General features: G+C 61.4%; 26 protein-coding genes. 18 read left to right on the forward strand and 8 right to left on the reverse strand.

Going from position 1 to position 26587, the window contains the following annotated elements; genetic code table 11:
- The first annotated feature begins 8 nt into the window (after nucleotides 1-8).
- From GA829_RS07800 to GA829_RS07815, 4 genes are read left to right on the forward strand one after another with little or no spacing between them, the layout of a single operon-like run.
- Complete coding sequence (locus tag GA829_RS07800) at nucleotides 9-1103, forward strand: ABC transporter ATP-binding protein (RefSeq protein ID WP_195177951.1); 1095 nt, start codon at nucleotides 9-11, stop codon at nucleotides 1101-1103.
- A 3-nt stretch (nucleotides 1104-1106) separates the two neighbouring features.
- A complete protein-coding gene (locus GA829_RS07805; protein ID WP_195177952.1) occupies nucleotides 1107-2027 on the forward strand; it encodes an ABC transporter permease in 921 nt (306 codons plus the stop codon).
- Complete coding sequence (locus GA829_RS07810; RefSeq protein ID WP_195177953.1) at nucleotides 2002-2826, forward strand: ABC transporter permease; 825 nt, start codon at nucleotides 2002-2004, stop codon at nucleotides 2824-2826. The genes GA829_RS07805 and GA829_RS07810 overlap by 26 nt, the downstream gene beginning before the upstream one ends.
- Before the next feature lie 42 nt (nucleotides 2827-2868).
- Nucleotides 2869-3903, forward strand: a complete 1035-nt coding sequence (locus GA829_RS07815; RefSeq protein WP_195177954.1) for an extracellular solute-binding protein — start codon at nucleotides 2869-2871, stop codon at nucleotides 3901-3903.
- Between the two features lie 245 nt (nucleotides 3904-4148).
- On the opposite strand, the gene GA829_RS07820 is transcribed toward GA829_RS07815, so the two are convergent.
- Nucleotides 4149-4364, reverse strand: coding sequence for a hypothetical protein (locus GA829_RS07820; RefSeq protein WP_195177955.1), 216 nt, complete (start codon nucleotides 4362-4364; stop codon nucleotides 4149-4151).
- 186 nt (nucleotides 4365-4550) lie between these two features.
- On the opposite strand from GA829_RS07820, the gene GA829_RS07825 reads away from it, so the two are divergent.
- The 8 genes from GA829_RS07825 (at nucleotide 4551) to phoB (ending at nucleotide 15233) form a co-directional block, all read left to right on the forward strand.
- Nucleotides 4551-4787: a hypothetical protein gene (locus GA829_RS07825; RefSeq protein WP_195177956.1), complete on the forward strand. Its 237-nt coding sequence runs from the start codon at nucleotides 4551-4553 to the stop codon at nucleotides 4785-4787.
- Nucleotides 4788-5357: 570 nt separating this feature from the next.
- Nucleotides 5358-9500, forward strand: coding sequence for a PAS domain-containing protein (locus tag GA829_RS07830; RefSeq protein WP_195177957.1), 4143 nt, complete (start codon nucleotides 5358-5360; stop codon nucleotides 9498-9500).
- Between the two features lie 532 nt (nucleotides 9501-10032).
- Nucleotides 10033-11088, forward strand: coding sequence for a phosphate ABC transporter substrate-binding protein PstS (gene pstS, locus GA829_RS07835; protein WP_195177958.1), 1056 nt, complete (start codon nucleotides 10033-10035; stop codon nucleotides 11086-11088).
- 67 nt (nucleotides 11089-11155) lie between these two features.
- Nucleotides 11156-12139: a phosphate ABC transporter permease subunit PstC gene (pstC, locus tag GA829_RS07840; RefSeq protein WP_195177959.1), complete on the forward strand. Its 984-nt coding sequence runs from the start codon at nucleotides 11156-11158 to the stop codon at nucleotides 12137-12139.
- A gap of 3 nt (nucleotides 12140-12142) precedes the next feature.
- On the forward strand, nucleotides 12143-12994 hold the full coding sequence (gene pstA / locus GA829_RS07845) for a phosphate ABC transporter permease PstA (RefSeq protein ID WP_195177960.1): 852 nt from the start codon (nucleotides 12143-12145) through the stop codon (nucleotides 12992-12994).
- Complete coding sequence (pstB, locus tag GA829_RS07850; RefSeq protein WP_195177961.1) at nucleotides 12991-13794, forward strand: phosphate ABC transporter ATP-binding protein PstB; 804 nt, start codon at nucleotides 12991-12993, stop codon at nucleotides 13792-13794. Before pstA ends, pstB begins: the two co-directional genes overlap by 4 nt.
- 25 nt (nucleotides 13795-13819) lie before the next feature.
- A complete protein-coding gene (phoU, locus tag GA829_RS07855) occupies nucleotides 13820-14527 on the forward strand; it encodes a phosphate signaling complex protein PhoU (RefSeq protein ID WP_195177962.1) in 708 nt (235 codons plus the stop codon).
- 16 nt (nucleotides 14528-14543) lie between these two features.
- Nucleotides 14544-15233: a phosphate regulon transcriptional regulator PhoB gene (phoB, locus tag GA829_RS07860; protein ID WP_010911896.1), complete on the forward strand. Its 690-nt coding sequence runs from the start codon at nucleotides 14544-14546 to the stop codon at nucleotides 15231-15233.
- Between the two features lie 12 nt (nucleotides 15234-15245).
- On the opposite strand, the gene GA829_RS07865 is transcribed toward phoB, so the two are convergent.
- Entirely contained in the window at nucleotides 15246-16490 is a 1245-nt protein-coding gene (locus GA829_RS07865; RefSeq protein WP_195177963.1) for an ROK family protein, read from the reverse strand.
- A gap of 271 nt (nucleotides 16491-16761) precedes the next feature.
- Between GA829_RS07865 and xylF the strand changes: the two genes are divergently transcribed.
- The 4 genes from xylF to GA829_RS07885 all read left to right on the forward strand — a co-directional run bounded on the left by xylF (nucleotide 16762) and on the right by GA829_RS07885 (nucleotide 21996).
- Nucleotides 16762-17802: a D-xylose ABC transporter substrate-binding protein gene (gene xylF, locus GA829_RS07870; protein WP_195177964.1), complete on the forward strand. Its 1041-nt coding sequence runs from the start codon at nucleotides 16762-16764 to the stop codon at nucleotides 17800-17802.
- A gap of 260 nt (nucleotides 17803-18062) precedes the next feature.
- Nucleotides 18063-19415 (forward strand): sugar ABC transporter permease, encoded by a 1353-nt coding sequence (locus tag GA829_RS07875; RefSeq protein WP_195177965.1) that lies wholly within the window; start codon nucleotides 18063-18065, stop codon nucleotides 19413-19415.
- A gap of 13 nt (nucleotides 19416-19428) precedes the next feature.
- The gene (locus tag GA829_RS07880) at nucleotides 19429-20229 is read left to right on the forward strand and encodes an ATP-binding cassette domain-containing protein (RefSeq protein WP_195177966.1); all 801 of its coding nucleotides are present in this window, start codon (nucleotides 19429-19431) and stop codon (nucleotides 20227-20229) included.
- A 144-nt stretch (nucleotides 20230-20373) separates the two neighbouring features.
- On the forward strand, nucleotides 20374-21996 hold the full coding sequence (locus GA829_RS07885; protein WP_195177967.1) for a CHASE domain-containing protein: 1623 nt from the start codon (nucleotides 20374-20376) through the stop codon (nucleotides 21994-21996).
- Between the two features lie 79 nt (nucleotides 21997-22075).
- Here the strand turns inward: GA829_RS07885 and GA829_RS07890 are convergent, their stop codons facing one another.
- From GA829_RS07890 to GA829_RS07915, 6 genes are all read right to left on the reverse strand, one after another.
- Nucleotides 22076-22321, reverse strand: a complete 246-nt coding sequence (locus GA829_RS07890) for a YMGG-like glycine zipper-containing protein (RefSeq protein ID WP_027053979.1) — start codon at nucleotides 22319-22321, stop codon at nucleotides 22076-22078.
- A gap of 84 nt (nucleotides 22322-22405) precedes the next feature.
- Nucleotides 22406-22732, reverse strand: coding sequence for a hypothetical protein (locus GA829_RS07895; RefSeq protein ID WP_195177968.1), 327 nt, complete (start codon nucleotides 22730-22732; stop codon nucleotides 22406-22408).
- A gap of 175 nt (nucleotides 22733-22907) precedes the next feature.
- Nucleotides 22908-23090 (reverse strand): hypothetical protein, encoded by a 183-nt coding sequence (locus GA829_RS07900; protein ID WP_258052234.1) that lies wholly within the window; start codon nucleotides 23088-23090, stop codon nucleotides 22908-22910.
- Between the two features lie 137 nt (nucleotides 23091-23227).
- A complete protein-coding gene (locus GA829_RS07905) occupies nucleotides 23228-24259 on the reverse strand; it encodes a sensor histidine kinase (RefSeq protein WP_195177970.1) in 1032 nt (343 codons plus the stop codon).
- A 175-nt stretch (nucleotides 24260-24434) separates the two neighbouring features.
- The gene (locus GA829_RS07910) at nucleotides 24435-24599 is read right to left on the reverse strand and encodes a DUF1328 domain-containing protein (protein WP_027031438.1); all 165 of its coding nucleotides are present in this window, start codon (nucleotides 24597-24599) and stop codon (nucleotides 24435-24437) included.
- Nucleotides 24600-24788: 189 nt separating this feature from the next.
- Nucleotides 24789-25583 carry a response regulator gene (locus GA829_RS07915; protein ID WP_195177971.1) on the reverse strand — a complete coding sequence of 265 codons (795 nt, stop codon included), beginning with the start codon at nucleotides 25581-25583 and terminating at the stop codon, nucleotides 24789-24791.
- 221 nt (nucleotides 25584-25804) lie between these two features.
- On the opposite strand from GA829_RS07915, the gene GA829_RS07920 reads away from it, so the two are divergent.
- Both GA829_RS07920 and GA829_RS07925 read left to right on the forward strand, forming a co-directional pair.
- The gene (locus GA829_RS07920; RefSeq protein ID WP_195179566.1) at nucleotides 25805-26008 is read left to right on the forward strand and encodes a NepR family anti-sigma factor; all 204 of its coding nucleotides are present in this window, start codon (nucleotides 25805-25807) and stop codon (nucleotides 26006-26008) included.
- 3 nt (nucleotides 26009-26011) lie between these two features.
- Entirely contained in the window at nucleotides 26012-26563 is a 552-nt protein-coding gene (locus GA829_RS07925; RefSeq protein ID WP_195177972.1) for a sigma-70 family RNA polymerase sigma factor, read from the forward strand.
- The last annotated feature ends 24 nt before the right edge of the window (nucleotides 26564-26587 follow it).

Consider the following 26587-nt stretch of genomic DNA (forward strand, 5'->3'; position numbering starts at 1 on the left):
AGCATATCGTGCCGGATCAACCGGGTAGAAATGCAATCGAAGTTCGCGGTGTCCGCAAGGTGTTCGGCGCCGGCGATGGGCAGGTCGCGGCCCTCGACACGGTCTCGGTGTCGATCCGCGAGAACGAGTTCTTCACCCTGCTTGGACCATCCGGCTGCGGCAAGACCACGCTGCTGCGGCTGATCGCCGGGTTCGACTTCCCAACCGCCGGCGAAATCCTGCTCTATGGCCAGGACATCGCGCCGCTGCCGCCCTTCAAGCGGCCGGTCAACACCGTCTTCCAGTCTTACGCCCTGTTCCCGCATATGACCGTCGCCGACAATATCGGCTTTGGCCTGGAGATGCTGGGCAAGCCGAAGGCCGAGATCAAGGCGCGTGTCGCCGAGATGCTGAAGCTGGTGCAGATGGAGGCGCTGGCAAACCGCCGCACCAGCCAGATCTCAGGCGGCCAGCAGCAGCGCGTGGCATTGGCCCGTGCACTGGCGCCGCAGCCGAAAGTGCTGCTGCTCGATGAACCGCTTTCGGCGCTCGATTACAAGCTGCGCAAGGAAATGCAGATCGAGCTGAAGCGGCTGCAGCACGAGACCGGCATCACCTTCATCTTCGTCACTCATGACCAGGAAGAAGCGCTGACGATGTCGGACCGCATCGCGGTGATGTCGTCGGGCAAGATCCTGCAGGTCGGCTCGCCGCGCGACATCTACGACAAGCCGGCCGACCGTTTCGTCGCCGACTTCATCGGCGAATCCAACTTCGTCACCGCGAAAGTCGAGACCGTCGCCGACGACAAGGCAGAGGTCAGGCTGAAATCAGCGCGGACCATCTCGGCGACGTTCCCGTCGGGGATGACGCCACAGGGCGACGTGACGCTGGTCATCAGGCCCGAGCATGCCAAGGCCGTGAACGGCGCGGGCGCGCTGTCGGGCAAGGTCGAAACGATCATCTATTTCGGCACCGACACGCATATCCGGGTGCGGCTTGACGAAGGTGACCTGCTCACGGTCCGCCAGCAGAACAGCCGCAATGCATCGTGCGGCTTCGCGGAGGGTGAAAGCGTCGGCGTGGCCATCACGCAAGACGCCGCCCGGATCCTGAGGGACTAGCCGATGGCAACCGCGCAAGAAGTTGCCGAGAAGGCCGAAGCCGACGACATTCGCACGCGCTGGCTGCTATCGGCGCCGGCATTGCTCATCATCCTGTGCGCCGCCGTCGGGCCACTGCTGATCGTGCTCGTCTATTCGTTTCTCGTGCCCGGCGACTATGGCGACGTCAAATGGCAGTTTTCGACCGAGGCATGGACGGGCGTGCTGTTCGAACGCGATGCCTTCGACGATACGCTTTCGCTGGCGAGCGCGAATTTGTCGATCTTCTGGCGGTCGGCTTCGCTGTCCCTGGCGACGACGATCCTGACGCTGCTGTTTGGCTTCCCGACAGCCTATTTCATCTCCACACGTCCCGAGGGCCAGCGCGACATCTGGCTGTTCCTGATCACCATCCCGTTCTGGACCAACCTTCTCATCCGCACGTTCGCGATGATGGACGTGCTGCGTAACGAGGGGCTGGTCAATGCCGGGCTTCAGGGCCTCGGCATCACCAGCCATCCCATCCAGTTCATGTACACGGATTCAGCCGTTCTGGTCGGCATGGTCTATGTCTACCTGCCGCTGATGGTGCTGCCGCTCTACGCCAGCATGGAAAAGCTCGACTTCCGCCTGATCGAGGCGGGCTACGATCTCTACGCCAGCGGCTTTCAGGTGCTGAGGCGCATTATCGTGCCGCTGGTCAAACCTGGCGTCATCGCCGGCTCGATCCTCGTTTTCATCCCTTCGCTTGGCGCATATGTGACGCCGCGCATCATGGGCGGCGGCACCAACCTGATGGTCGGTAACCTGATCGAGCTGCAGTTCGGGCAGGGCCGCAACTGGCCGCTGGGCGCGTCGCTGTCCGTTGCCCTGGCGGCGGTCGTGATGATCGGCCTGATGCTCTATGTCCGCAACGTCAATGGAACGGAACGCAGCCGTGGCTAGACGAATCCGTTTCGACATTCGCCGTCAGGCCGGCTTCAGCACGATGGCCGCGGCCTGCTTCATCCTGCTCTATCTGCCGATAGCGACGATGGTCGCCTATGCCTTCAACGACAATGATTCGTCCGTCGCCTGGACGGGTTTTTCGCTGCGCTGGTTCCATTCAGCCTGGCGAAACAGCGAAGTCATCCACGCGGCGACGCGCTCGTTTCAGGTCGCCATTGTCGCGGCCTTGCTTGCCACGGCCGCCGCCGCCATGGCGGCACTCGCGACGACCCGGACAAAGCCCTACAGGGGGCTTACCTTCAAATATGCCTTCATCAACCAGCCGCTGATGGTGCCGGAAATCGTCACGGCGGTGGCGCTGCTGGTGTTCTTCTCGCGTATCAAGGTTTGGACCGGCTACTCCGGTCTCGGCTACCTGATGGCCGCGCACACCGCCTTTTGCATTCCCTTCGCCTATCTGCCGATCCGGGCGCGGCTGGAGAGCATGGACATGACGCTGGAGCGTGCGGCGGCGGACCTCTACGCGACGCCGTGGCAGGCATTCAAGCGCATAACACTGCCGCTTTTGTGGCCAGGCATCCTGGCTGGCCTGATGCTCGCTTTCGTCATCTCGCTCGACGATGTCGTCATCACCGAATTCGTCAAGTCCGGCGGGCAGGACACGCTCCCCACCTACATGCTCGGCCAGCTTCGGCGCGGCATCACGCCTGAGATCAATGCCATCTCGACCGTCTTCCTGCTCCTGTCGGTCGTCATCGTCACAGTCTTTTTCTTCATCAGCAAGAAGCGGACCTGAGGCTGCCAAGCCGTCACGTCCCAACAATGGGAGATGATACGCATGAACTGGAAACAGACAGCCGCCGCCATGGCGTTGTCGCTGCTGGCTTCGGCAGGTTTCGCCAAGGCCGATGGCGAGCTCAACATCTACAATTGGGGCAACTATACCAACCCCGATCTGATCAAGAAATTCGAGGCGAAATACAACGTCAAGGTGACCGTCACCGACTATGATTCCAACGACACGGCACTCGCCAAGATCCGTCAGGGCGGCCATGGTTACGATATTGTCGTCCCTTCGGCTTCGGTGATGAATATCTGGATCGACGAAGGCCTGCTTCTGGAAAGCAGGCCGGACCAGATGGATAATTTCAAGAATGTCGATCCACGCTGGGTCAACGTCTCGTTCGATCCGGGCCGGCATTATTCCGTGCCATGGCAATGGGGCTCAACCGGCGTGATTGTCGATACCTCAGTCTATCACGGTGATCCCAACACCTCGGCCATCTTCCTGGATCCGCCGCCGGAACTGGTCGGCAAGATCAATGTCGTGCCCGAAATGTCCGACGTCATGGCGCTTGCCATTCACTATGTCGGCGGCAAGCAGTGCACCGGCGACAAGCAGGTGTTGCGGAAGGTGCGCGATATCCTGGTCGCGGCGAAGCCGAAATGGCGCTCGATGGACTATCCCAAGCTTGGTGATTTCGCCAAGGGCGACTTCGCGGCAGGGGTGTTCTGGAATGGCGCCACCATGCGTGAGCGCAAGATGAGCGACAAGATCGTCTATGGCTATCCGAAGGAGGGCTATCCAATGTTCATGGACAACGCCGCGATCATCAAGGACGCCAAGAATGTCGAGAATGCCAAGCTGTTCCTGAATTTCGTCATGGATCCGGAAAACGCCGCGATGATCTCGTCCTTTGCCCGCTATGCCAACGGGATCAAGGGTTCGGAAGCCTTCATGCCGGAAGACATGAAGACGGCGCCGGAGGTTAATATCCCCGCCCAATTCGCCGACAAAGGCGAGTTCGTCGTCGCCTGTCCTCCCGACGTCCAGACACTTTATACGAAGATCTGGACGGAACTGCTCAAGTAGCGGCCTTGGTGCCAATTGGGCGACCGGCCCGGAAATATCCGAACGCAGGCCAGGAGTTAACCACTCGTTAACCAAAGTCCTCTTTACTGATCCGTATCGCTTCCGTACCGCGACCACGGATGTACTGGCGCGGACGTTGAAGTGGAAAGGAAAGGTCGGCTCCGTGCCGGCCTTTTGCCTTTCAGCGCGCCCACCTGGCGCTTCGTTTCGCCGAAAAATTAGCGCTGCTTCAATGGTTTGACGGCTCAGTGCTGTCTGCGCCGTGCCTCGGCGTGGCGTGCCAGCTCAGGCATTTCGAAGACATAGTCGCTCCACGCCGACTGCGGGATCTGCCCGGCCAGGTAGCATTCCAGCAGCAGCCTCTGCTCTGCATTCAGCGGTCTCGGCGCGCGCTCATGATCCATTCCCAACGAGTGGAACAGCGTGCGCGTCAGTTCCGAGACATTGAAATGGATCGACATCGGCGTTCTCCTTCGACTTTTAAACGTCGAAGGCCGAACAAGGTTTCAATGACGGATACGGGTAACGACAGATTGATCGTGGCCGGCTCGATCAGGAACGCCTCTCTCCCCCTGGAGCGCCTTCTCCTCTGGAACGCTTGCCCAATCACGGCGTTGTGAGTGGCGATCAAACCAGGAGCAATCGCCATGGCCACATTCAGCGAAATGAAAGTGCAGGAGATTGTCGAAGACGAGACCCTGACCACCGAAGAGAAAATCGCGCAGCTGCGCGATATAGAGTCCGAGGCGAGAGGGATGCAGCGGGCCGCATCGGAAAGCCCGATGGGCGACAATGACGGCTGGCAGGACGATCTGCGTCAGGTCCGATTTGCATTGGATAAGCTCGGGGCGAAAGAGCCCAGGAAGGGTGCTGCTTCGCTCTGAAGCGGAGCCGCCGCGCAAGCGAAGCTAGTCGCAGACCATGCGAACTCTTTTGCCTGGCTCGCTGACGTTGCGGCATGCCAGCGCCTTGGTAGGACCCGACGACAGAGGAGGTGTGCTGGGGGCCCTTGTCACGTGCCTTCTAGGCGCCGCGACCCTTCGCTCGGTAAATCGTCTCGGCTCCTGGGGTGCCACCGGGAAGGCCCCGGCCTCGGCCACCGGCTGTGCTGCGAGCGCGTTCGGGGGCGGCCGGTCCCAAAAGCGCCGGACGTCAAGCGGCTTTGGAATGACCACCGTGCCATCATAGCTGCGCGAACAGCCGCTCCCGACAAGCAAGGTCAGGCCCAGGAAAAAAGGCAGAATCCGTCCGAACATTAGCAACACCCCTAAGTAGGGGCTTATAACGCGGCTTTGCTCCTGTCGACAACCGGGCCGAACAGCGCAGGCCACAACCAGGCGTCGTTGGCTGGTTTGCGATCCGTTAAGGTTAGCGGATCGTTAATGCTTCTAAGTCACATTCCGCCGACGAACCGCGGAGGGAGGGTTCGGCCTTGATTTAGGGGTGGGATGGGGATGGACGCGGACGGAACTGTTGCACGTGGCAAGCGCGCGCCCAGCAAGGCGGCTGCGACGGGTGGTGAGCCATCATCGTCCGCGCCGGATATGGATTGCGCCGATACGCTTCGTGAACTGATCGAGACAGGCTCGGACTGGGTCTGGGAGACCGACGCCGATCTGCGATTTTCCTGGCTTTCGCAGTCCTATCAGGCGGCTACCGGCATTGACCCTACCACCGTGCTTGGCAGGTTCCGCTTCGATTTCCTCAATCAGGTCCTGCATGGAAACCGCAGTGCCGCCGCCCATCTTGAGGATTTGCAGGCGCACCGGCCATTTCGCGATTTCGTCTATGAATTGAAAGGCGGCCGCGCCGATTGCCGCTGGATTTTGACATCAGGTGTTCCACGGTTCGACGCTGAAGGAAAATTTGGCGGCTATCGTGGCATTGGCCGTAACGTTACGGCGTTGGCCGCGGCCTTCCGAGATTTGGAGGAAAGGCAAGAACCGGGCGAACCGGCGACAAGCGGCGAGAGCGCCGACGCCAATCTCCGCACGATGGTTCATTCGATGCCGATCGGCATCCTTGTCGTCGACGCGGAGTTGCGCACGGAAGTCATCAACCGCGCCTTCTACGACTTCTGGGAGATAGACTCCCGTGGCGCCTCGGTCGGCTGCAGCTTCCGCGAATTGATGGAAGCCAGCCGGCACATCGATCCGCTGGGATCCGACGAGGTGGCCTGGCAGCGCCACATCGCCGAGCGAGAGGCGGAGATCAGGGCAGGTGCAACCGGGTCGCGGCAAATGCCGCGCGCCGACGGGCGCACGATGATCTCATCCCTGGCTGCGCTCGCCGGCGGCAAGCGGCTTATCTCCTATGTCGACATCACCGACATGAAGGACCGCGAGGCGGAGCTTGCCGAGGCGCTGGAGAAGGCGCGGCTGGCGGAAGCGGTTATCAACGCCGTCAAGGATCCGATCTTCGTCAAGGACGACAATCTGCGCTTTGTCTTTGTCAACGAGGCGTTTGCAGCTCTGTTTGGCAGGACGCCGCAAGCCATGCTCGGCAAGCCCGGTGGTGATTTCCTTTCGACCGGCGATGTCGCGCTCTTCGAACAAAGCGAACGGGCCGTGCTCGCGACGGGCCGGCCGTACGAAGTCGAGGAGAATTTCAAGACCGAGGGCGCCAACCGCTCACGCATCGTCAGAAAAAATCGCGTCGAAATGGCCAGCGGCCGCAACTATGTCGCCGGCTTCCTTTTCGACATTTCCGAAACGAAGCGGCGTGAGACCGAGGCGGAAGATGCCCGCAGGCATCTCGCCAGCGTTTTGGAATCGCTGCCGGCCGGCGTCATCATCTATGACCGCGACGACAATTTCATCTTCGCCAATCACAAGATGCAAGACGCGGTTCCGGAGCTCAAACCGGTATGGCAGCCAGGCCGGACCTTCAGGGAGGCTTTGGAGTTTGGCCGGTCCGCGGGCTATTTCCGCCAGAGCGGCGATGCGGAACTCGACAAGCTCTACGACCGCGACCCTGAGCGCTGGATGCATGGCATTCTCAGCCGCTGCCGCTTGCCCAGCGCATCGTTCGAGCGTGTCAATCCGGATGGCAGCTGGCATCAGGTCTACGACATGCGCACCGATGACGGCACGTTCATCGGCGTGCGCGTCGACATTTCCGGGATCAAGAGCCGTGAAAAGGCGTTGCGCGACTCGATGCGCCAGATCGACCTGTTCCGGCACGTAATGGATGAACTGCCGGTCGCCGCCTTCATCAAGGCCGAGGACCTGAGCATCGAGTTCGTCAACAAGGCCTGGTGCGCCATGACCGGCATCGCCAAGGAAGATGCCATCGGCCACACCGACCGGCAGCTTTTTGGCGCCGTGGACGCGGATGGCTACAGCAACGATGATGCGCAAGTCGCCGCCACGGGCGCCGTCAGGGAGATCGAGGAGCCCGTCACCCATCGCGATGGCACGGTGCGGCAGCTGATGACGCGCAAAAGCCGGCTGGTGGCGCTCGACGGATCAGTGCACCTTGTCGGCTCCAGCACCGACATCACCGAAGTCAAGGCACGCGAGCGCGCGCTGGAAGACAGCATGCGCGAGAACGAGGTATTCCGCAATCTGATCGACAATGTGCCGGTGTCGATCTACGCCAAGCGTTCCGATCTCAGGCAGTTCTATGTCAACAAAGGCTGGTGCGACCTCACCGGCTTCAGCAAGGAAGAGGCGATCGGCAAGACCGACATCGAGATCTTCGGGCCAGACGGCGAAGCCTTCGTCAATGGCGATCTCGCCGTGCTGCGCACAGGCGAAACCCAGGAGGTCGAGGAGGCGGTGACGCTTGCCGACGGCAGCGTACGCCACCAGTTCGCCCGCAAGGGCGCGATGATCGCGTCCGATGGGTCGCTTTACCTGATCGGCTCGACCACTGACATCACCGAGTTGAAGCAGCGCGAGGGCGAACTGCGCGAGGCACGCCAGCGCGCGGTGCTCGCCGACCGGGCCAAGTCGGAATTCCTCGCCAACATGAGCCATGAAATCCGCACGCCGATGAACGGCGTGCTCGGCATGGCCGAACTGTTGGCCAAATCGGACCTCGACCCGAAGCAGAAGACGTTCACTGATATCATCGTGAAATCGGGCAACGCGCTGCTGACCATCATCAACGACATTCTGGATTTCTCGAAGATCGATGCCGGCCAGATGGTGCTCGACCCGGCACCCTTCAACCTTGCCGAAGCGATCGAGGACGTGGCGACACTGGTGTCGACACGCGCCAAGGAAAAGGACCTCGAGCTTATCGTGCGCGTCGAGCCACGTCTCGAGAGCCTGTTTGTCGGCGATGTCGGCCGTATCCGGCAGATCGTCACCAACCTGGTCGGCAACGCGGTGAAGTTTACCGACGAGGGCCATGTGCTGGTCGACGTGACCGGTGAACGGATGCCGGCCGGAACCAAGCTCACCATCTCGGTCACCGATACCGGAATAGGAATTCCCGACGAGAAACTGAAACTGGTGTTTGAAAAATTCAGCCAGGTCGACACCTCCTCGACAAGGCGGCACGAAGGCACCGGCCTCGGTCTCGCCATCACCTCGCGGCTCGTCGAGCTGATGGGGGGCGACATTGGTGTCGAGAGCGCCGAAGGCAAGGGCTCGACCTTCTGGTTCACCGTGACGCTGCCTCGGGCAGGGCAACCGACCGGGCAGCGGATCACGCCGGTAGATGTCACCGGCGCCCGGGTGCTGATCGTCGACGACAATGCCGTCAACCGGGCGATCCTGACCGAGCAGATGGCGTCGTGGACATTCGATTCCTGCGCGGCGGAGAGTGGCGCCGAGGGGCTGAAGGTCCTGATCGCCGCCGCGGCCTATGATGTGCCGGTCGATTGCGTGGTGCTCGACTACCAGATGCCCGGCATGAGCGGCGCGGAAATGGCGCGCATCGTGCGCAACACAGCCGGGCTCACTGATACGCCGATCATCATGCTGACCTCCGTCGACCAGTCGCTGTCCAACACCAGCTATCGCGATCTCGGCATCGATGCCCAACTGATCAAGCCGGCCCGGTCTTCGGTGCTTCTGGAAACGCTGGTCGCCACCATTCAGCGGCATCGCCACGCGGTCGAAAGCAGCAAGCCGCGGCCGGCGATGGCCGGCCTGGGGAATGACAGGCCGCTGGCGGCGGCTGAGCGGGCGCTGCTGCAGCCGCCCGCGATCCGTCCCCGGCCGCTTGCGAGCGCCAGTGACGAGCGCCGGCTGGACATCCTCGTTGCCGAGGACAATGAGGTGAACCAGATGGTCTTCACCCAGATCCTCGGCGAGACCGGCTTTGGCTTCGAAATCGTCGGCAATGGCCGCAAGGCGCTCGACGCGTTCGGCAAGCTCAACCCGCGCATGATCCTGATGGATGTTTCGATGCCTGAGATGAGCGGGCTCGAGGCGACCGCCGCGATCCGCCGTCTGGAAGAAGCTTCCGGCACGCATGTTCCGATCGTCGGCGTCACCGCGCATGCATTGAAGGGCGATCGCGAACGCTGCCTCGAGGCCGGCATGGACGACTACCTGCCCAAACCGATCAGCCCCCGGGCACTGCTTGAAAAGCTGGAGCGCTGGATAGGCGCTGGCGAGGAAGCGCAGCGCAGCGCGGGGTAGCCGAATTCGCTGAAAGGAATGCCCGGGCTTGAGCCTGTTGCCCGAAAATCCGGCATAGATTCGTGACAAGGCCAGGCGCTGCACTATAGCGCGATCGCACCATATCAATGCCGCGCCCAGTCGCGACAATGAGCCTTATCGAATTCCGTCCTTGCAGTTACGGGCGGGAGCAGCGACCGCCGGCATGAAACAGCGTCATCCTACCCCAACGGACCTGTTTTCGGCGATGGCCTGGCCACGACATGTTCTGGCCAAGAGCAACGCGCTCCCGTCCGGTTTTTCTTTTCCAAAGCCGGCTATCCAGATTTTGACGGCATGCAACTGGCTTGAAAGCCGCTCAAGCCTCTGATTCCCGGGGCAAACGGGGGTCTCGCCTCACGGGCAGGGAAGGCCCGGGTTTTGAACCTCCAGTAACGCGTTACCGGAGCGACATGAAACTGTCATGCGACTGTTATAATCGAAGGCTATTGGCCTCAGCGGGCGCCGGAGGAAATGGCGCCGAGAGACCATCTTCCGAACAGGAGCAGGCCACATGAGACATTTCATCCGCTCGGCGGCCGTTGCGATCGCAATGGCTACGGCGTCCACTTTCACCCTTTCCGCGGCAATGGCAGCTGATCTTTCCGGCGCCGGCTCGACCTTCATCTACCCGGTGTTCGCCAAGTGGGCCGACACCTACAAGAAAGACACCGGCATCGGCCTCAACTACCAGTCGATCGGTTCCGGCGGCGGCATCAAGCAGGTCACCGCCAAGACCGTGACCTTCGGCGCCACCGACAAGCCAATGTCCGATGCCGACCTCGAGAAGAACGGCCTCGTGCAGTTCCCGATGGTCATGGGCGGCATCGTGCCGATCGTCAACCTGACGGGCGTCAAGCCGGGCGAACTCATCCTTGACGGCAAGACGATCGCGCAGATCTACATGGGCGCCATCACCACTTGGGACGACGCCGCGATCAAGGCGCTGAACCCGACCTTGACCCTGCCGTCGACCGCCATCGCCGTCGTCCACCGTTCGGACGGCTCGGGCACGACCTTCAACTTCACCAACTATCTGGTCAAGCTGTCGCCTGACTGGAAGGAAAAGGTTGGTTCGGACACGGCCGTTGAATGGCCGACCGGCGTTGGCGCCAAGGGAAGCGAAGGCGTTGCCAACACCGTCAAGCAGACCGACGGCGGTATCGGCTACGTCGAGTATGCTTATGCCAAGCAGAACAACCTCTCCTATTCGAAGATGTTGAACGCTGCTGGCAAGGTTGTCGAGCCTTCACTCGAATCCTTCGGCGCGGCTGCTTCGAATGCCGACTTCAAGGGCGCGAAGAACTTCAACGTCATCATCACCAACGAGCCTGGCGATGCCACCTGGCCGATCGCCGCCTCGACCTGGGTGCTGATCCACAAGGCTCCGGATGATGCGGCTGCCACCGGTGAAGCCCTGAAGTTCTTTGCCTGGGCCTACAAGGACGGCAAGGAAACCGCCAAGGCGCTTGACTATGTCTCGATCCCGGACAGCGTCGTGGACCTGATCAAGACCTCCTGGAAGGCCGACATCATGGCCGACGGCAAGCCCGTCTACGCCGGCGAGTAATTTCACCCGAAGGAGCGCCGCGCCTTGCGGCGCTCCTTTTTTCTCAAGACAAAGAGCCGAGCTTGACATGAGTGCTGTCCAGGAAGCCTTGCCAGCCAATAAAGGCTCGCGCGACGCCATCGTCAGACGCTTCGCGCTGACCGATACTATCTTTCATGCGGCTACCCGTGCCGCCGCGATCCTCGTGCTGGTGCTGCTCGGCGGTGTCGCGATCTCCTTGTTTGCCGGTTCCTGGCAAGCGCTGTCTACCTTTGGCTTCTCCTTTCTGACCACCGAAAGCTGGAACCCGGTCACTGAGAAATTCGGTGCGCTGGCGCCCATCTACGGCACCATCATCACATCGGCCATCGCCATCCTGATTGCCGTGCCGCTCGGCATCGGCATCGCAATCTTCCTCACGGAACTTTGCCCGCGCCCATTGCGGCGCCCGATCGGCATGGCGGTTGAACTGCTCGCTGGCATCCCCTCGATCATCTACGGCATCTGGGGTCTGTTCGTGCTGGCACCGTTCCTGCAGACGACGGTTCAACCCTTCATTATCTGGCTGTTCCACGGCGTTCCCGGCCTCAACAACCTGTTTGCCGGCCCACCCTACGGCATCGGCCTGCTGACCTCGGCGATGATCCTCGCCATCATGATCCTGCCTTTCATCACCTCGATCACCAAGGACGTGTTCGACACGGTGCCGTCAGTGCTGAAAGAATCGGCCTACGGTATCGGTTGCACGACCTGGGAAGTGACCCGGCGCGTGGTTATTCCCTATACCCGCATCGGCATCATGGGCGGCGTCATGCTTGCTCTTGGCCGTGCGCTCGGCGAAACGATGGCGGTGACCTTCGTCATCGGCAACGCGCACCGGATCAGCACCTCGCTGTTCGCGCCGGCCACGACAATCTCAGCGACCATCGCAAACGAATTCACCGAAGCCGTCGGCGATCTTTACACATCCTCGCTGGTGGCGCTCGGCTTGATCCTGTTTGTCATTACCTTCATCATCCTTGCCATGGCACGCTACATGCTGATGCGCATCGACGCCCGCACGGGAGCCTGACCGATGTCGACAGCCACATCGCTTCAACAAAGCCGCAAGCGCAAGAATGGCGTGATGATGACGCTGTGCGTCGTCGCCGCCGGCATCGGCCTTGCCTGGCTGGCGCTTATCCTCGGCGCGTTGCTCTACAAGGGTGCTGCCGGCCTTTCGCTCGACGTCTTCACGCAGATGACGCCGCCGCCGGGTGATGCCGGTGGCCTGCTCAACGCCATCTACGGCAGCGTGGTGATGACGGTCATCGCCGTTATCGTCGGCACGCCGATCGGCGTGCTGGCCGGCACGTACATGGCCGAGTACGGACGCTTCTCGAAGCTCACCACCGTGGTGCGTTTCATCAACGACATCCTGCTCTCCGCGCCGTCGATCATCGTCGGCCTGTTCGTCTACGAGTTGATGGTGCGGCCAATGGGGCATTTCTCGGCGCTCGCCGGTTCCGTGGCGCTCGCCATCCTGGTCATTCCGGTCGTTGTGCGCACAACAGAGGACATGCTCAACCTGGTGCCGAACGCGTTGCGTGAAGCCGGCACCGCGATCGGCGCGCCGCGCTGGGTTGTCATCAAATCCGTCGCTTACCGCGCCGCCCTTTCCGGTATCGTCACCGGCATATTGCTATCGATCGCCCGTATCTCCGGCGAAACGGCACCGCTGCTCTTCACGGCCCTCAACAACCAGTTCTGGAGCAGCAATCTCAACGCGCCGATGGCCAGCTTGCCTGTCACCATCTTCCAGTTTGCTCTCAGCCCCTACGAGGAATGGCAGCAACTGGCCTGGACCGGTGCACTCATCATCACATTGACGGTTCTCGCGCTTAGCATCTTTGCACGCAGCCTGACCGGACGCAGAGAGGACAAATGAGCCAGATGTTGTCTCCAGACATGACGATCGCAACCGAGGCAACCGCCAAGGCCAAGATCGAGGTCAAGAACCTCAACTTTTTCTACGGCCAGTCGAAGGCGCTGAAGAACATCACGCTGTCGCTGCCAGAGCGCAGCGTCACCGCCTTCATCGGACCGTCGGGCTGCGGAAAGTCGACGCTGCTGCGCGTCTTCAACCGTATCTATGAGCTCTACCCGAAGCAGACCGCCGAGGGCCAGGTGCTGCTCGATGGCCAGAACGTTCTTGACCGCTCGCAGGACCTCAACCTGTTGCGGACCAAGATCGGCATGGTGTTCCAGAAGCCAACACCGTTCCCAATGTCGATCTATGAGAATATCGCTTTCGGCGTCAGGCTCTATGAGAAGATCAGCAAGTCCGAGATGGACGGTCGCGTTGAACAGGCGCTGAAGCGTGCGGCGCTCTGGACCGAGGTCAAGGACAAGCTCAATGCCAGCGGCCTCAGCCTTTCCGGCGGCCAGCAGCAGCGGCTTTGCATTGCCCGCACCGTGGCGGTGAAGCCCGAAGTCATCCTGCTCGACGAGCCGGCTTCGGCTCTCGATCCGCTGTCGACCGCCAAGATCGAAGAGCTGATCGACGAGTTGCAAGCCGACTACACGATCGTCATCGTCACCCACAACATGCAGCAGGCAGCGCGCGTGTCGAAGCAGACAGCCTTCATGTACCTGGGCGAGCTGGTCGAATTCGACAAGACCGAGAAGATCTTCACGTCGCCCCGCGAGAAGCGCACTCAGGACTACATCACCGGCCGCTTCGGCTGAGTCTCAGGCATACGAGGACAAGATCATGGGCGAACATACAGTCGCTTCTTTCGACGAGGATCTCGGACAGATCAGCAGGCTCATCAGCGATATGGGCGATCTCGCCGGCGCGATGGTTGGCGGTGCAACCAAGGCGCTGCTGACCTCCGACAACGCGCTGGCGCAGCGCGTCGTTTCCGATGACGCCATCATGGACGCGCGCCAGCGCGAGCTCGACGACCGCGCCATCACGCTGATCGCCAAGCGGCAGCCGATGGCGGACGATCTTCGCCATGTCGTCGGCTCGATCCGCATGGCCGGCGATCTGGAACGCATCGGCGATCTGGCCAAGAACATCGCCAAGCGCGTCGGCACCGTCGGCCTCAGCGTCACGCCGCGCGACCTGTCGCACTCCATCGACGGAATGGCGCAGCTGGTGCTGATCCAGGTACAGGGCGTCATCGAGGAATACGCGGCGCGCGACGCGGCCGCCCTGGCGAAACTACGCGCCGACGATGAGCGCATCGACGTCAAGTACACCTCGGTGTTCCGCGAGCTCCTGACCTACATGATGGAAGATCCGCGCAACATCACCGCTTGCACGCATCTGCTGTTCTGCGCCAAGAATCTTGAGCGCATCGGCGACCACGTGACCAACATCGCTGAAAACGCGTACTATGTCCTGACCGGCACGCAGTTGCCCGCCAATCGTCCGAAGCAGGACGAGACGGCAATGACCGTGCCGGCGGCATGACAGGGGTGACCAGCCGATGATCGCGCCACGCATCATGGTGGTGGAGGACGAGGAGCCGCTAGGTGTGCTCCTCCGCTACAACCTTGAATCCGAGGGCTACCAGGTCGAAGTGGTAACGCGCGGCGATGAGGCCGAAATCCGGCTCCAGGAGAATGTTCCCGACCTTCTGGTGCTCGACTGGATGGTGCCGGCGGTTTCCGGCATCGAGCTCTGCCGCCGGCTAAGAATGCGTCCCGAGACGGAGCGGTTGCCCATCATCATGCTGACCGCGCGCGGCGAGGAAAGCGACCGTGTACGCGGTCTCTCCACCGGCGCCGACGACTATCTGGTCAAGCCGTTTTCCACGCCGGAATTCATGGCTCGGGTAAAAGCGCTGCTGCGCCGCGCCAAGCCGGAAGTCCTGTCCAGTGTGCTCAAGGTCGGCGACATCGTGCTCGATCGCGAATCGCACCGGGTCTACCGCAAGAAAAGCGAGATCCGGCTCGGGCCGACCGAGTTCCGTTTGCTCGAATTCATGATGCGTCATCCTGGCCGCGTGTTTTCGCGCAGCCAACTGCTCGACAATGTTTGGGGCGAGACGATCTATATCGACGAGCGCACGGTCGATGTGCATGTCGGCCGGCTGCGCAAGGCGGTCAACAATGGCCGCATGCCCGACGTCATCCGCACCATTCGCGGCGCGGGCTACGCCATCAGGGAAGACTGAAAGCCGGCAAATTCAGGCGACGTCCTTGCCGACGGATTCAGGCTTTGTTTGTGAGCCCGGCGCGAAAATCTCCTGGTCGACGAAGGTCAGCGCCCGCATGGCGCAGCCTTCGCGGATCAGCGGCAGCTCATTCGGCTCGGTGTCGAAGGAAATCGATTTCGAGTGCTGGCCACCGGCGGTCTGGGCTATGGCTTCGCGCAGCGCCGGTTCGATCAGGTCGAAGGCGGCGGCGCTGACGCCCACCATGGCGACAGGCGCCGGATCGATCAGCGCGAACAGGCTGCCGAGACCGAAGCCGAGCGCTTCACCGGCCTTGCGGTAAGCTTCGCGCTCCGGCCCATCGCTTTCGCGAGCCGATGCCGCCAGCGCCCGCATCTCCGCGTCGCTGACGTCGACCGGTTCGGCGTCCTCGCCCATTTGCCTGGCGTTGCGCCAGATGGCGTAGTTGCCGGCATAAGCCTCGACGCAGCCGCGCCGTCCGCAGCGGCAAAGCGCACCGTTCGGCCGATGGATCATGTGGCCGAACTCGCCGCCGGACGAATGGGTGCCGGTGAACAATTCGCCCTTCAGCACCAGGCCCATGCCGATGCCGTGCGACAGCAGGATGGCGATGAAGTCATCGCGGTAGCGCTCCGGGTTACGCCAGCGCAGCGCAACCGCCATCATATTGCAGTCGTTTTCCATGGTGGCGGGGATGCCGAATTCCTCTTCCAGGATGTCGGCGAAAGGGATGTTGGTCTGTGGTGTGATCGGCGACCACAGCAGCGCGCGGGCATGGGAATCGGTAATGCCCTGAATGGCCAGTGCGATGCGGGCGACGCTGTGGATATCGAGGTCCGGATCCTCGAGCCGGCGCCGCACGATGGCGACGCATTCGCCAATGAGCGCCTCGCGCGACATGGTCAGTGTGTCCAGCCGGCGCTGCTCCTCGGCGATCACCTGGCCGGCATAGTCGATGACGGCAACCGACAGGAAGTTCAGCGACAACACCACGGTCATCACGGCGGCGGCTTCCGGGTGGAGGCTGAGGCCAACCTGGGGGCGGCCGCGCTTCAGGGACACGGTCTCGCTTGGCTTGCTTTCCGTGAGAATGCCTTCGGCGATCAGGTCGGAGGAGATCGCCGAGATGGTCGAATGGCTGAGCCCGGTTGTGGCGGCGATTTCGGTGCGGGACGGCTGTCCTGCCCGGCGTACGGACGAAATAACCATCGCCCGGTTGCGCCGGCGCAAATCGTCGTGACGGATTCCGACCGACATTGTTCCTGCTTTCCTCCCCGCCGCCGCGACCTTTCGTGCAATCGAAGGCCGTCGGTGACACACTCCAAATACTGGCAGAACCCGGCAGTCCTGTCATATTATTTATTACGGGGCTCGAAAAAAATTACTCCGAACATCAGAAACCATCAGAATCGATGTTGACAGCGCTCTGACGTTGGACCAGTGTTTTTTCGAGGCTCGAAAAAATAGAGCCTTTGTGCCGGCCTTCGGGTCAGTTTGGTCGCGCCACACGCGGCGCAGGGAGGATAACATGAAAAGATTCACAGCCGCCATCCTGGCGGGTGCCGCCATGTCGCTGACGCTCGTGTCGGTCGCGCAGGCGAAGGACAAGGTCATCGGTGTCTCGTGGTCGAATTTCCAGGAAGAGCGCTGGAAGACCGATGAGGCGGCGATGAAGAAGGCCATCGAGGCCGCTGGCGACAAGTATATTTCCGCCGACGCGCAGTCCAATCCCGGCAAGCAGTTGACGGACGTGGAGAGCCTGATCTCGCAAGGCGCCAATTCGCTGATCATCCTGGCGCAGGATGCCTCGGCCATTGGCCCGGCCGTGCAGAAGGCACTGGACGAAGGCATTCCGGTCGTCGGCTATGACCGCCTGATCGAAAACAAGGACGTCTTCTATCTGACCTTCGACAACAAGGAAGTCGGCCGCATGCAGGCCCGCGAAGTGTTCAAGGTGAAGCCGGAAGGCAACTACGTCTTCATCAAGGGCTCAGGCGCCGATCCGAATGCCGATTTCCTGTTCTCGGGCTCGATGGAAGTGCTCAAGGCGGCCATCGACAGCGGCAAGATCAAGAATGTCGGCGAGGCCTACACGGACGGCTGGCTGCCTGCCAACGCCCAGAAGAACATGGAGCAGTTCCTGACCGCCAATGACAACAAGGTCGATGCGGTGGTCGCGGCCAATGACGGCACCGCTGGTGGCGTCGTCGCGGCGCTGACGGCGCAAGGTCTGGCGGGCACCGTGCCGGTTTCGGGCCAGGATGGCGACCACGCCGCCCTGAACCGCATCGCGCTCGGCACGCAGACTGTTTCGGTCTGGAAGGACGCACGCGAACTCGGCAAGACCGCCGCCGAAATCGCCTCGCAGCTCGCCGACGGCAAGAAGATGGCCGATGTGGCCGGCGCCAAGGACTTCACCACGCCTGGCGGTAACACCGTCAAGTCGCTGTTCCTGACCCCGGTTGCGATCACCAAGGACAATCTCAACCTCGTCATCGACGCCGGCTGGATCAAGAAGGACGAAGTCTGCACCGGCGTTGCCGCCGGCACCGTCGCGGCCTGCAAGTAAGGCTGAACGATCGGATCGATCCCGACGCCACGGCCCTGGAGCGGTTCAGTGTTTCCTGAAACGCTCCAGGGTTTTGTTTTCGCAATTCCCAAGGGAAAGCGCCATGCGCTTTTACCGGGAAAACCGCCGCGCACTTTTCCTGAAATTGCTCTCAAGCCGCGACGTTTTTTCAAAAAGATTTGTGTTTCCGCCTCGGGTGGATAGCTTCTAGGCTGTGTTCCGGCATCCGCGTCAGACGGCAAGCCGGTGGGAGGGAAATCATGACCGACACGACGTCCAACCCGCAGGCCGACACCGCGCGTGCGTCCGAACTTGGCGTGGTCGCCCGGTTCCTGAAAGCCACTGAAATCGATACCCGCATGCTTGGCATGATTGGTGCGCTGCTGATCATCTGGATCGGCCTGCACGTCATCTCCAGCCTGCGTCTGGGGGTCAATCCGCTCGACTTCGACAGCCGGACCTTCCTGACGCCGCGCAACCTGTGGAACCTCTCGGTACAGACTTCCGCCGTGGCCATCATGGCCTGCGGCATGGTGCTGGTCATCGTCATGCGCAATATCGACCTGTCGGTCGGTTCCGCCGAAGGCCTGATCGGTATGGTCATGGGCTTCGCGCAGGTGCATTTCCTGGTGCGTATGGTCGGGATGCAGCTCGGCAATCCCTGGATCTGGGTCCTGGCGCTGGCCATCGGCCTGGCGCTCGGCCTGCTGATCGGGGCCTTCCAGGGCTTCGTCATCGCCTATCTCGAAGTGCCCGCCTTCATCGTGACGCTTGGCGGCCTGCTGGTCTGGCGCGGCGCGGCCTGGTGGGTCACCTCAGGGCAGACCGTGGCGCCTCTCGATGCGACTTTCCAGCTGATGGGCGGCGGGCCGGCGGGTTCAATCGGCTCGACCTGGAGCTGGGTTGTCGGAATTGTCGCCTGCCTGGCGGTCGTGTTCATGCTGTTCAACGGACGGGTGCAGCGCAAGCGGTTCCGTTTCCCGCTGCGGCCGATCTGGGCCGAGACGCTGCTCGGCGCGGTCACCTGCGCTGTCATCATGGGCGCGGTGTGGCTCGCCAATTCGTACCCGTGGCCGATCGGCATCGTGAATCGCTACGCGGCGGCCAACAACATTACCGTTCCCGAAGGTGGCCTGTTCATCGCGCATGGCATCGCCATTCCGGTGCTGATGGCGATCGCGGTCGGACTGATCATGACCTTCATCACCAACCGAACCCGCTTCGGCCGCTATGTCTTCGCCATCGGCGGCAATCCTGAAGCCGCCAATCTGGCCGGCATCAACACCCGCTGGATCACCATGAAGGTGTTCATGATCATGGGCGTGCTCGCAACGATCGCCGCTGCGATCTCGTCGGCCCGGCAAAACTCGTCCACCAATGTGCTGGGTACGCTCGACGAATTGCTGGTGATCGCGGCGGCTGTCATCGGCGGCACTTCGCTTGCGGGCGGATCGGGCACGATCATCGGCGCCATGCTGGGCGCGCTTCTGATGCAGTCGCTGCAGTCCGGCATGGTGCTGCTCGGCGTCGACTCGCCGTTGCAGAGCATTGTCGTCGGCGCGGTGCTGGTCATCGCCGTCTGGCTCGACACCGTCTATCGCAAGCGCGTTTAGGGAGGAGACAACCATGGCTGACAAAACCGCTCCCGCAGGCACGCCGCTGATCGACATGCGCAACATCTCGATTGCCTTTGGCGGCATCCGTGCTGTCGATGACGCGTCGATCGATCTGTTCCCGGGTGAGGTCGTGGCGCTGCTTGGCCACAACGGTGCCGGCAAGTCGACACTGATCAAGATTCTTTCCGGCGCCTATAAGCGCGATGCCGGCCAGATCTTCGTCAACGGCCAGGAGGCCTCGATCTCCAACCCGCGCGACGCCAAGAAATACGGCATCGAGACGATCTACCAGACGCTTGCCCTGGCCGATAATGTCGATGCCGCCGCCAATCTCTTCCTCGGCCGTGAGCTGATGACGGCCTATGGCACGCTCGATGACGTCGCCATGGAGGCCGAGGCCCGCAAGGTCATGGGCAGGCTCAATCCGCGTTTCCAGCGCTTCAAGGAGCCGGTGATCAAGCTCTCCGGCGGCCAGCGGCAGTCGGTGGCGATCGCGCGCGCCATCCTGTTCAACGCCCGCATCCTGATCATGGACGAACCAACGGCGGCCCTTGGGCCGCAGGAAACAGCGCAGGTCGGCGAACTGGTCAAGCAACTCAAGGCCGACGGCATCGGCATCTTCCTGATCAGCCATGACATCCATGATGTGTTCGAGCTTGCCGACCGTGTCTGCGTGATGAAGAACGGTCAGGTCGTCGGCACGGCACGCACCACCGACGTCACCCAGGATGAAGTGCTGGGCATGATCATTCTTGGCAAATGCCCGCCTGGTGCGATCCCCGGGCCGGGGGCGCTCAAGATCGCTGCCTGACGGCCATCGAGCCACAGGGTGGGCACTGCGGCTGATTGCCGGTTATGTGATGGGCAGGCTGTCATGATGGGTTGGCTCCGCCATTGTCTTGACGCAAGGACTTGCCCATAAAGGTCGCAATTCGCTCCTGGGCCGCATTGTCAGTTGAAGAAGCTTTTCCCGATCGTCGCTTTCATTGCCGTCGCGCTGATCAGCATGATGATGGCGGGGTTCGCGTATTTCGCGACGCAGGAAGCCACACGCATCAAGTTCGAGGCGACGGCCGATGATGCCCTCAATAGGGTCGAGAGCCGCATCGACCTGCATCTGTCGCTGCTGCGCTCGACGCAGGCACTTTTCGATGCCCGCAACGGCGATATTTCCCAGAACGAGTTCAAGGCCTTTTTCAACGCGCTGGATGTCGACAACAATTTCGCCGGCCTGCGCGGCATAGGCTTTCTCAGGTTGGTGAAGACTGACGACGAGGCGGCGGTCGAGCGGGATATCCTGCGTGATCACGGCACCAGCCAAGCGGTCTACCCCGATACGACCTTGCCATGGCGTGCACCCATCGTGCTGTTCGAGCCGTTGGACCCGTCGAACAAGGCCAGCATCGGCTATGACATGTTCACCGAGCCGGTGCGTCGCGAGGCGATCGAGAAGGCGATGGCCGATGACCAGCAACACGCGAGCGGGCTGGTTCAACTCGGCCTGAGCACGGGCGCGGCGCAGACCTACACCGGCTTTTTCGTTTTCGTGCGGCTCAATGTCGAGACCGCGCCGGATGTGATCAATGCGCAGAGGTCTTCGACCAGGGGCTTCCTCTACGCGGCGTTTCGTGCCGGAGACCTGTTTCGGACCGCGCTCAGCCGGGCACCGCTGCTGCCGGTCAACACCGAGATCTATGATGGTGCGGTGGACGCTGACCATCTTCTGTTCCGCTCGGAGACACCGCCGGTTTCAACCTTCGGCGACAGGCTGCTGGTCACGCGCAAGATCACCGTCGCGGGCCAGCCATGGACCGTTCTGTTCAGGCCTACCAGCGCGTTCTCGCAACCGTCTTCGCGCGCTATCCCTGTCATGCTCGGGCTGTTCGGGCTGCTGCTGGCCGGCGCCATAGCTCTGGTCGCGCGCTATCAGGAGCGTGCCTATGACGCGGTGTCGCTGCTGCATGAAACGACGGAAAAGAGCCTGCTTGAAAAGGATCTGATGCTGCAGGAGATGAAGCATCGCATCAAGAATTCGATCACGCGCGTGTTGGCCATCGCGCGCCAGACCGCGTCACGCGCCACCGACGTCAACGAGTTCTCGGCATCCTTCTCGGCCCGGCTGCAGGCGATGGCCGCTTCACAGGATATGCTGACGCGCTCGCGCTGGCAGAAGGCCGATCTCGGCGAGTTGCTGCGTATCGAACTTGGCCAGGTGTTCGGCAAGGAGCTACCGGAAGGGCTGTTGTCTGGCCCGGAGGTTATGCTCGACGAGACCACGACGCAGGCGCTTGGCCTGACCTTCCATGAACTGGCAACCAATGCGCTGAAATATGGCGAAGCCGGGACGTCCTTTGGCGCGCTCAAGGTGGACTGGTCGCTGGAAGGGCTTGGACGCGAGCGAACGCTGGCACTGAACTGGCGGGAGACCGGGAAGAAGAAAGTCGAGGCGCCGGCCGAGACCGGGTTCGGCACCAAGCTGATCGACCTCAATGTCACGCGTGAACTGCGCGGCACGATCAAGCGCGATTTTGAGGCCAATGGGCTGAAGGTGAAAATCAGGATACCGCTAACCGCCTGACGGCTTAAAGCGTCGATGTTTTAGAAAAGTGGGACAGGGGGCCGGCAACCAGCCCCCTGTCCTTTCCCGATTGCTGAAATCAGTTGCAGCGGGCCCAGTGGATCGTACCGTCAGCGCGGCGATACTTGCAGCGGCCGGTTTGCACGTTACGGTACAACAAACCAGACCCAGCCCCCACAGCCGCGCCGATCAGCGCGCCTTTGCCGCCGCCGACCAGACCGCCGACACCGGCGCCGATCAAGCCACCGCCAACGACGTCCTGTTCGGTCGAGGTACAGCCGCTAAGGGCGGCCACCGCAACCATGGCAATAATCATCTTCCGCATAGAATAGCTCCTCACTTTGTGTCCACACTTTAATAAGCTCCAACCACCACTTAGCATGAAATGACAGCCGTTGCCTGCTCGAATTTATTGTTGGCGAAGATAGTCTTTTTCGGGGCGTACCGTGTTTGATGCGACCATCAGATTGGAAATCTCCAGTGACGCATCAAGCGTACCGTTTGGCAGAACCTTCCAAACCACCTGATCGTAGTCGTCTTCGAGAGCCGGGTCGACAGCGAGGCATTTCGCGACGATATGCTGCGCCTGACCCTGCACATCGCCCAATGCAAACGGGCGCTCCGCAGTGCATGCGTCGGCTGTGGCGAATACGCTCACCGGCACCGACAACTCACGGCAATCCGACAAATTATTCGAACAACCGATGACCAGCAGCAAGGCGGCGATGTGTTCCATGACGGACATCCTCTCGCCATAAGAACGGGCCAGCCGCGCCAAAGTTCCTGTCACCCTGGGGCTGCAAGTGAATATTTGGTAAATGCTGGCGGGTGCGGCTGGCGACAGTCCCGCCGTGGCGAGTTGCCAATGTTGAAAGGCTGAAGGGCCGGCGGATGTACTGGGGCCGATTTGCTCAGATCAATTGCATGACAATGATAACAACGACCATCGCGAGCAGGGTAAAGGCAACCAGGCGAAGTGACGGGCGCAACAGACCGGGAGGTGGCGGTGCGGATGCTTCGAGCTCCTGAAATCCCCCCATCGAGACCCGGGCGGCTTCTTCCAGTCTGTTCATGTCGGCAACCGTCAAAGTCATTCCTCCCATGCTGGACCTTAGCCTCGGCCGAAACGCCCAAGCGCATCGGCAGGTTCCAGCGGCATCTGGGAAATAAAAGCATCCGCCTTTATGGTGAATAGCCGGTTAAGGAACAGCGACCGGTCCGCTGTCCTCGATCACTCCGTTTCGAAATTGCCGTGTGGAACGATAAGCCGGTATTCGAGGCGTCCAGCCGTGATTTCAAGTGTCGCCGTGCCGTTCAGCGAAGCGGGCACGACCCGCTCGAGGGCGACACTGCCGAAACGCTTTTCGCTGGGCTGGTTGTCATTGGCTCCAATCGTCTCGGCCCAAATCAGCGACAGGGAGGTGCCGGCCTCGGACGCGGTCAGATTGGCGCTTACCTCGACGAAGCCATCGGGCCGCGACAGCGCGCCATAGCTGACCGAGTTGACGGCCAGTTCATGCATGGCCAGGCCGATGTGCAGGGCGGCGTTGGGATTGAGATAGGGATTCGCGCCCTGAAAACGCAGGCTGCGCACCGGGTCCGCGCCATAGCGGCCAACCTGGCCCGACACAAGTTCACGAAGGGCAGCACCACGCCAGTTAGACGACGTCACGAGGTCCTGGGATGAAGCCAGCGACTGCAGCCGGCCGCGAAAGCGTGTCAGGAAATCGCTGATGCCGTCGGAATAGCGGCCTGTCTGCGTGGCAATGCTCTGGATGATGGCCAAAAGGTTCTTCGAGCGATGACTGACTTCGCGCAGCAATGCGGTCAAGGTTTGCTCGCGGCGTTTCTGCTCGGTGGTTTCAACCATCGTTGTGACAACGCCCTGGACCTCGCCAGCGTCGCTGTGGTCGGCGTCGATCCAGACCTGAAACCAGCGGATCCCTTCTTCGGTCGGAACGCTGAGTTCAAGCCTTTCCGGGCTGCCGGAGGCAATGACGCTGCGTTTGGCCGCGCCGATCCGGTCCGCCTGGTCCGCTGGCAAAATACCGTTGCTGTCCGCAGAGTCCGAGGCCCACGGAGCACGCATGTTGCGTGCCCACACGGTCTTCATCTCACGATCCTGATAGAGAACAGAGATACCGGCATTGTGCAAAGCATGAAGGAGAGCCCGGCCGAGCTGCATTCCGCTTTCGGCAGGGTGCAGGGCGATGACTTCATCGCCCTGTCCGCCGTCGCTTGTATCACTCGCCCTGGAACGCATCTGTCAATCTGTCCGCCCTACACAGGCTGAACGGCTCAAAGTGTTTTGGGTTCCCAAAGAGGTTGCCAAGGCTGGTCCCAAAAGCGGTCCGCCGAGCGGCGTCCCGTTAAAGGACACCGCCCGGCGGTGGCTGGAAACCGTTTGAGGGGTGCGGCTTCCAGTGTTCGCTAGGTCCTCACGCCCGTTTGAACAGGCCGGCAAGAAGCGAAATGACCAGGAAGGCAAGGAAGATGAAGAACAATATTTGCGCTATGCCGGCCGATGTACCGGCGATGCCGCCAAAACCAAGCGCGCCGGCGATAATCGCCACGACGAGAAATACGAGCGCCCAGTAGAGCATGGTCCATCTCCTTCAAATGGTGTGATAAAAACGTGGTTCAGTGCCGTTTGTTCCACCATTCGGCGAAAAAGACGATCCCTGGAAATCTTTCGGCGCGTGCGGCAAATGCCACATAACCGCACTGACCGGCCAGAGCCGCCGTGCCCATGCGTGGCCGGAAATGACGATCTCGATCCGACGTCGAAAATCTCAGGCGGCGGCCTTCGCTTGCCGGTCGAAGAACAGCGCCTGGCTGATCAGCGCCTTGACCATGTCCGGGTTGAACGGCTTGGTGACGAGGAATGCCGGCTCCGGCCGCTCCCCGGTCAACAGGCGTTCCGGAAAAGCGGTGATGAAGATCACCGGCACCGATGTCGATGACAGGATTTCATTCACGGCCTCGATGCCCGAACTGCCGTCTGCGAGCTGGATGTCGGCAAGCACCATTTTCGGCCGTGTCTTGCCGAACATCGTCACTGCCTCGGAGTGGGTGCGCGCTGTTCCGACAACGCGGTGGCCGAGGCTTTCGACCATCTCCTCGATGTCCATGGCAATCAGCGGCTCGTCCTCGATGATCAGAACATCGGTTGCCACCTGACGGGAGATCTCGTTGCTCGCCTGGGCAAGAAGCTCGGAAAATTCCTGGTCGCCGACATCGAGAATCTCGGCTGCCTCGTCTTCGGTAAAGCCTTCTACCGCGACCAGCAGGAAGGCCTGGCGGGGGCGCGGCGCGATCGCGTTCAGGTTTGCGGCAGCGCGCTGTTCCCATGCCGATTGCGCATGCTCTTGTGGAACACGGATAGCAACCGAAGTGAAAAGCTTGGCGAAGACCTTGTAGAGTGCGATGCGGTCGTTCGATGCATCTGGAAAGATTTCGACATCGGCGATGATGGCTTCGAGCATCGCTGCGACCAGCGCGTCACCACTTTCCTGCGATCCGGAAACGGCCCGCGAGAAGCGGCGCAGAAACGGCAGATGCGGCGCGATGGTGGCTGATAGGCTCATGATAGACGTCTCCCTCAGATGACGTGATTGCATAGTTTGCAGGTCAAGCTGATTGCAAGCCCCGGGGAGACAAACGCGGGTTCCATGAAAAAGTTCCAGCCATCATGGAACTATTGCGTCAGGAAGGCGTTTTGCAGGTCGGGATGGGCAACCAGACGAGGGTGCCGCTTGCCTTGTATCGTGTCGTATGAGCGGCCTGGGTGCTGGAAATAAAGGGCGAAATGAAGGAAATGACGAAAGATAGTCTGACTGGCGCCAATGGCCGGCGCCGGGATGGTTCCGCCGACCCGCTCGGGTCGAATTCGGAAATTGGTCGAAAACTCAAACAATATTACGACGAGCTGGTCTCTGATGATGTGCCGGATCGCTTTGCCCAGTTGCTTAGTCAACTGGAACAGGCCGAACCCGCACAAAAGAAGGACTGAGGCATGGCAGCCGTCTCGCAGGGCTTCAAGACCGATTTGCTCGGCTCGATCCCGAGTCTGCGCGCGTTTGCCGTATCGCTGACGCAGAACGCCGACAAGGCAGACGATCTGGTGCAGGAAACGCTGGTCAAGGCGTGGGACAAGCATGAGAGCTTCCAGCCGGGCACCAACCTCAAGGCGTGGCTGTTCACCATCCTGCGCAATGAATTCTACTCGCAGATGCGCAAGCGCGGTCGCGAAGTCCAGGACAGCGACGGCATCATGACCGCCCGGCTTGCCGTTCATCCCGCCCAGCACGGCCAGCTCGACCTCAAGGATTTTCGCGGCGCGCTCGAACAATTGCCCGAAGACCAGCGCGAAGCCATCATCCTCATCGGCGCGTCGGGCTTCTCCTATGAGGAAGCCGCCGAGATTTGCGGCTGTGCCGTCGGCACGATCAAGAGCCGCGTCAGCCGGGCCCGCACGCGCTTGCAGGAGATACTGAAAATCTCAGGCGAGGATGAATATGGTCCCGATGCGATCTCGGCGCAGGTGACGGGTTCGCCGGCAAGTTAAGCCGGCGATCCGGTCGTCAGGCCG

This window comes from Mesorhizobium sp. INR15 (assembly GCF_015500075.1).
Classification (GTDB): domain Bacteria; phylum Pseudomonadota; class Alphaproteobacteria; order Rhizobiales; family Rhizobiaceae; genus Mesorhizobium.

Bases quoted from the DNA above. Each gene is read 5' to 3' on its own strand.
- GA829_RS07825 (WP_195177956.1), top strand. From the start codon at position 4,551: ATGGCCACATTCAGCGAAATGAAAGTGCAGGAGATTGTCGAAGACGAG.
- pstC (WP_195177959.1), top strand. From the start codon at position 11,156: ATGAGTGCTGTCCAGGAAGCCTTGCCAGCCAATAAAGGCTCGCGCGAC.
- GA829_RS07890 (WP_027053979.1), bottom strand. From the start codon at position 22,321: ATGCGGAAGATGATTATTGCCATGGTTGCGGTGGCCGCCCTTAGCGGC.
- GA829_RS07905 (WP_195177970.1), bottom strand. From the start codon at position 24,259: ATGCGTTCCAGGGCGAGTGATACAAGCGACGGCGGACAGGGCGATGAA.
- GA829_RS07830 (WP_195177957.1), top strand. From the start codon at position 5,358: ATGGACGCGGACGGAACTGTTGCACGTGGCAAGCGCGCGCCCAGCAAG.
- GA829_RS07925 (WP_195177972.1), top strand. From the start codon at position 26,012: ATGGCAGCCGTCTCGCAGGGCTTCAAGACCGATTTGCTCGGCTCGATC.
- GA829_RS07815 (WP_195177954.1), top strand. From the start codon at position 2,869: ATGAACTGGAAACAGACAGCCGCCGCCATGGCGTTGTCGCTGCTGGCT.
- pstB (WP_195177961.1), top strand. From the start codon at position 12,991: ATGAGCCAGATGTTGTCTCCAGACATGACGATCGCAACCGAGGCAACC.
- pstA (WP_195177960.1), top strand. From the start codon at position 12,143: ATGTCGACAGCCACATCGCTTCAACAAAGCCGCAAGCGCAAGAATGGC.
- GA829_RS07895 (WP_195177968.1), bottom strand. From the start codon at position 22,732: ATGGAACACATCGCCGCCTTGCTGCTGGTCATCGGTTGTTCGAATAAT.
- GA829_RS07805 (WP_195177952.1), top strand. From the start codon at position 1,107: ATGGCAACCGCGCAAGAAGTTGCCGAGAAGGCCGAAGCCGACGACATT.
- GA829_RS07875 (WP_195177965.1), top strand. From the start codon at position 18,063: ATGACCGACACGACGTCCAACCCGCAGGCCGACACCGCGCGTGCGTCC.
- xylF (WP_195177964.1), top strand. From the start codon at position 16,762: ATGAAAAGATTCACAGCCGCCATCCTGGCGGGTGCCGCCATGTCGCTG.
- GA829_RS07810 (WP_195177953.1), top strand. From the start codon at position 2,002: ATGGAACGGAACGCAGCCGTGGCTAGACGAATCCGTTTCGACATTCGC.
- GA829_RS07880 (WP_195177966.1), top strand. From the start codon at position 19,429: ATGGCTGACAAAACCGCTCCCGCAGGCACGCCGCTGATCGACATGCGC.
- pstS (WP_195177958.1), top strand. From the start codon at position 10,033: ATGAGACATTTCATCCGCTCGGCGGCCGTTGCGATCGCAATGGCTACG.
- GA829_RS07910 (WP_027031438.1), bottom strand. From the start codon at position 24,599: ATGCTCTACTGGGCGCTCGTATTTCTCGTCGTGGCGATTATCGCCGGC.
- GA829_RS07865 (WP_195177963.1), bottom strand. From the start codon at position 16,490: ATGTCGGTCGGAATCCGTCACGACGATTTGCGCCGGCGCAACCGGGCG.
- GA829_RS07915 (WP_195177971.1), bottom strand. From the start codon at position 25,583: ATGAGCCTATCAGCCACCATCGCGCCGCATCTGCCGTTTCTGCGCCGC.
- GA829_RS07820 (WP_195177955.1), bottom strand. From the start codon at position 4,364: ATGTCGATCCATTTCAATGTCTCGGAACTGACGCGCACGCTGTTCCAC.
- phoU (WP_195177962.1), top strand. From the start codon at position 13,820: ATGGGCGAACATACAGTCGCTTCTTTCGACGAGGATCTCGGACAGATC.
- GA829_RS07920 (WP_195179566.1), top strand. From the start codon at position 25,805: ATGAAGGAAATGACGAAAGATAGTCTGACTGGCGCCAATGGCCGGCGC.
- phoB (WP_010911896.1), top strand. From the start codon at position 14,544: ATGATCGCGCCACGCATCATGGTGGTGGAGGACGAGGAGCCGCTAGGT.
- GA829_RS07900 (WP_258052234.1), bottom strand. From the start codon at position 23,090: ATGACTTTGACGGTTGCCGACATGAACAGACTGGAAGAAGCCGCCCGG.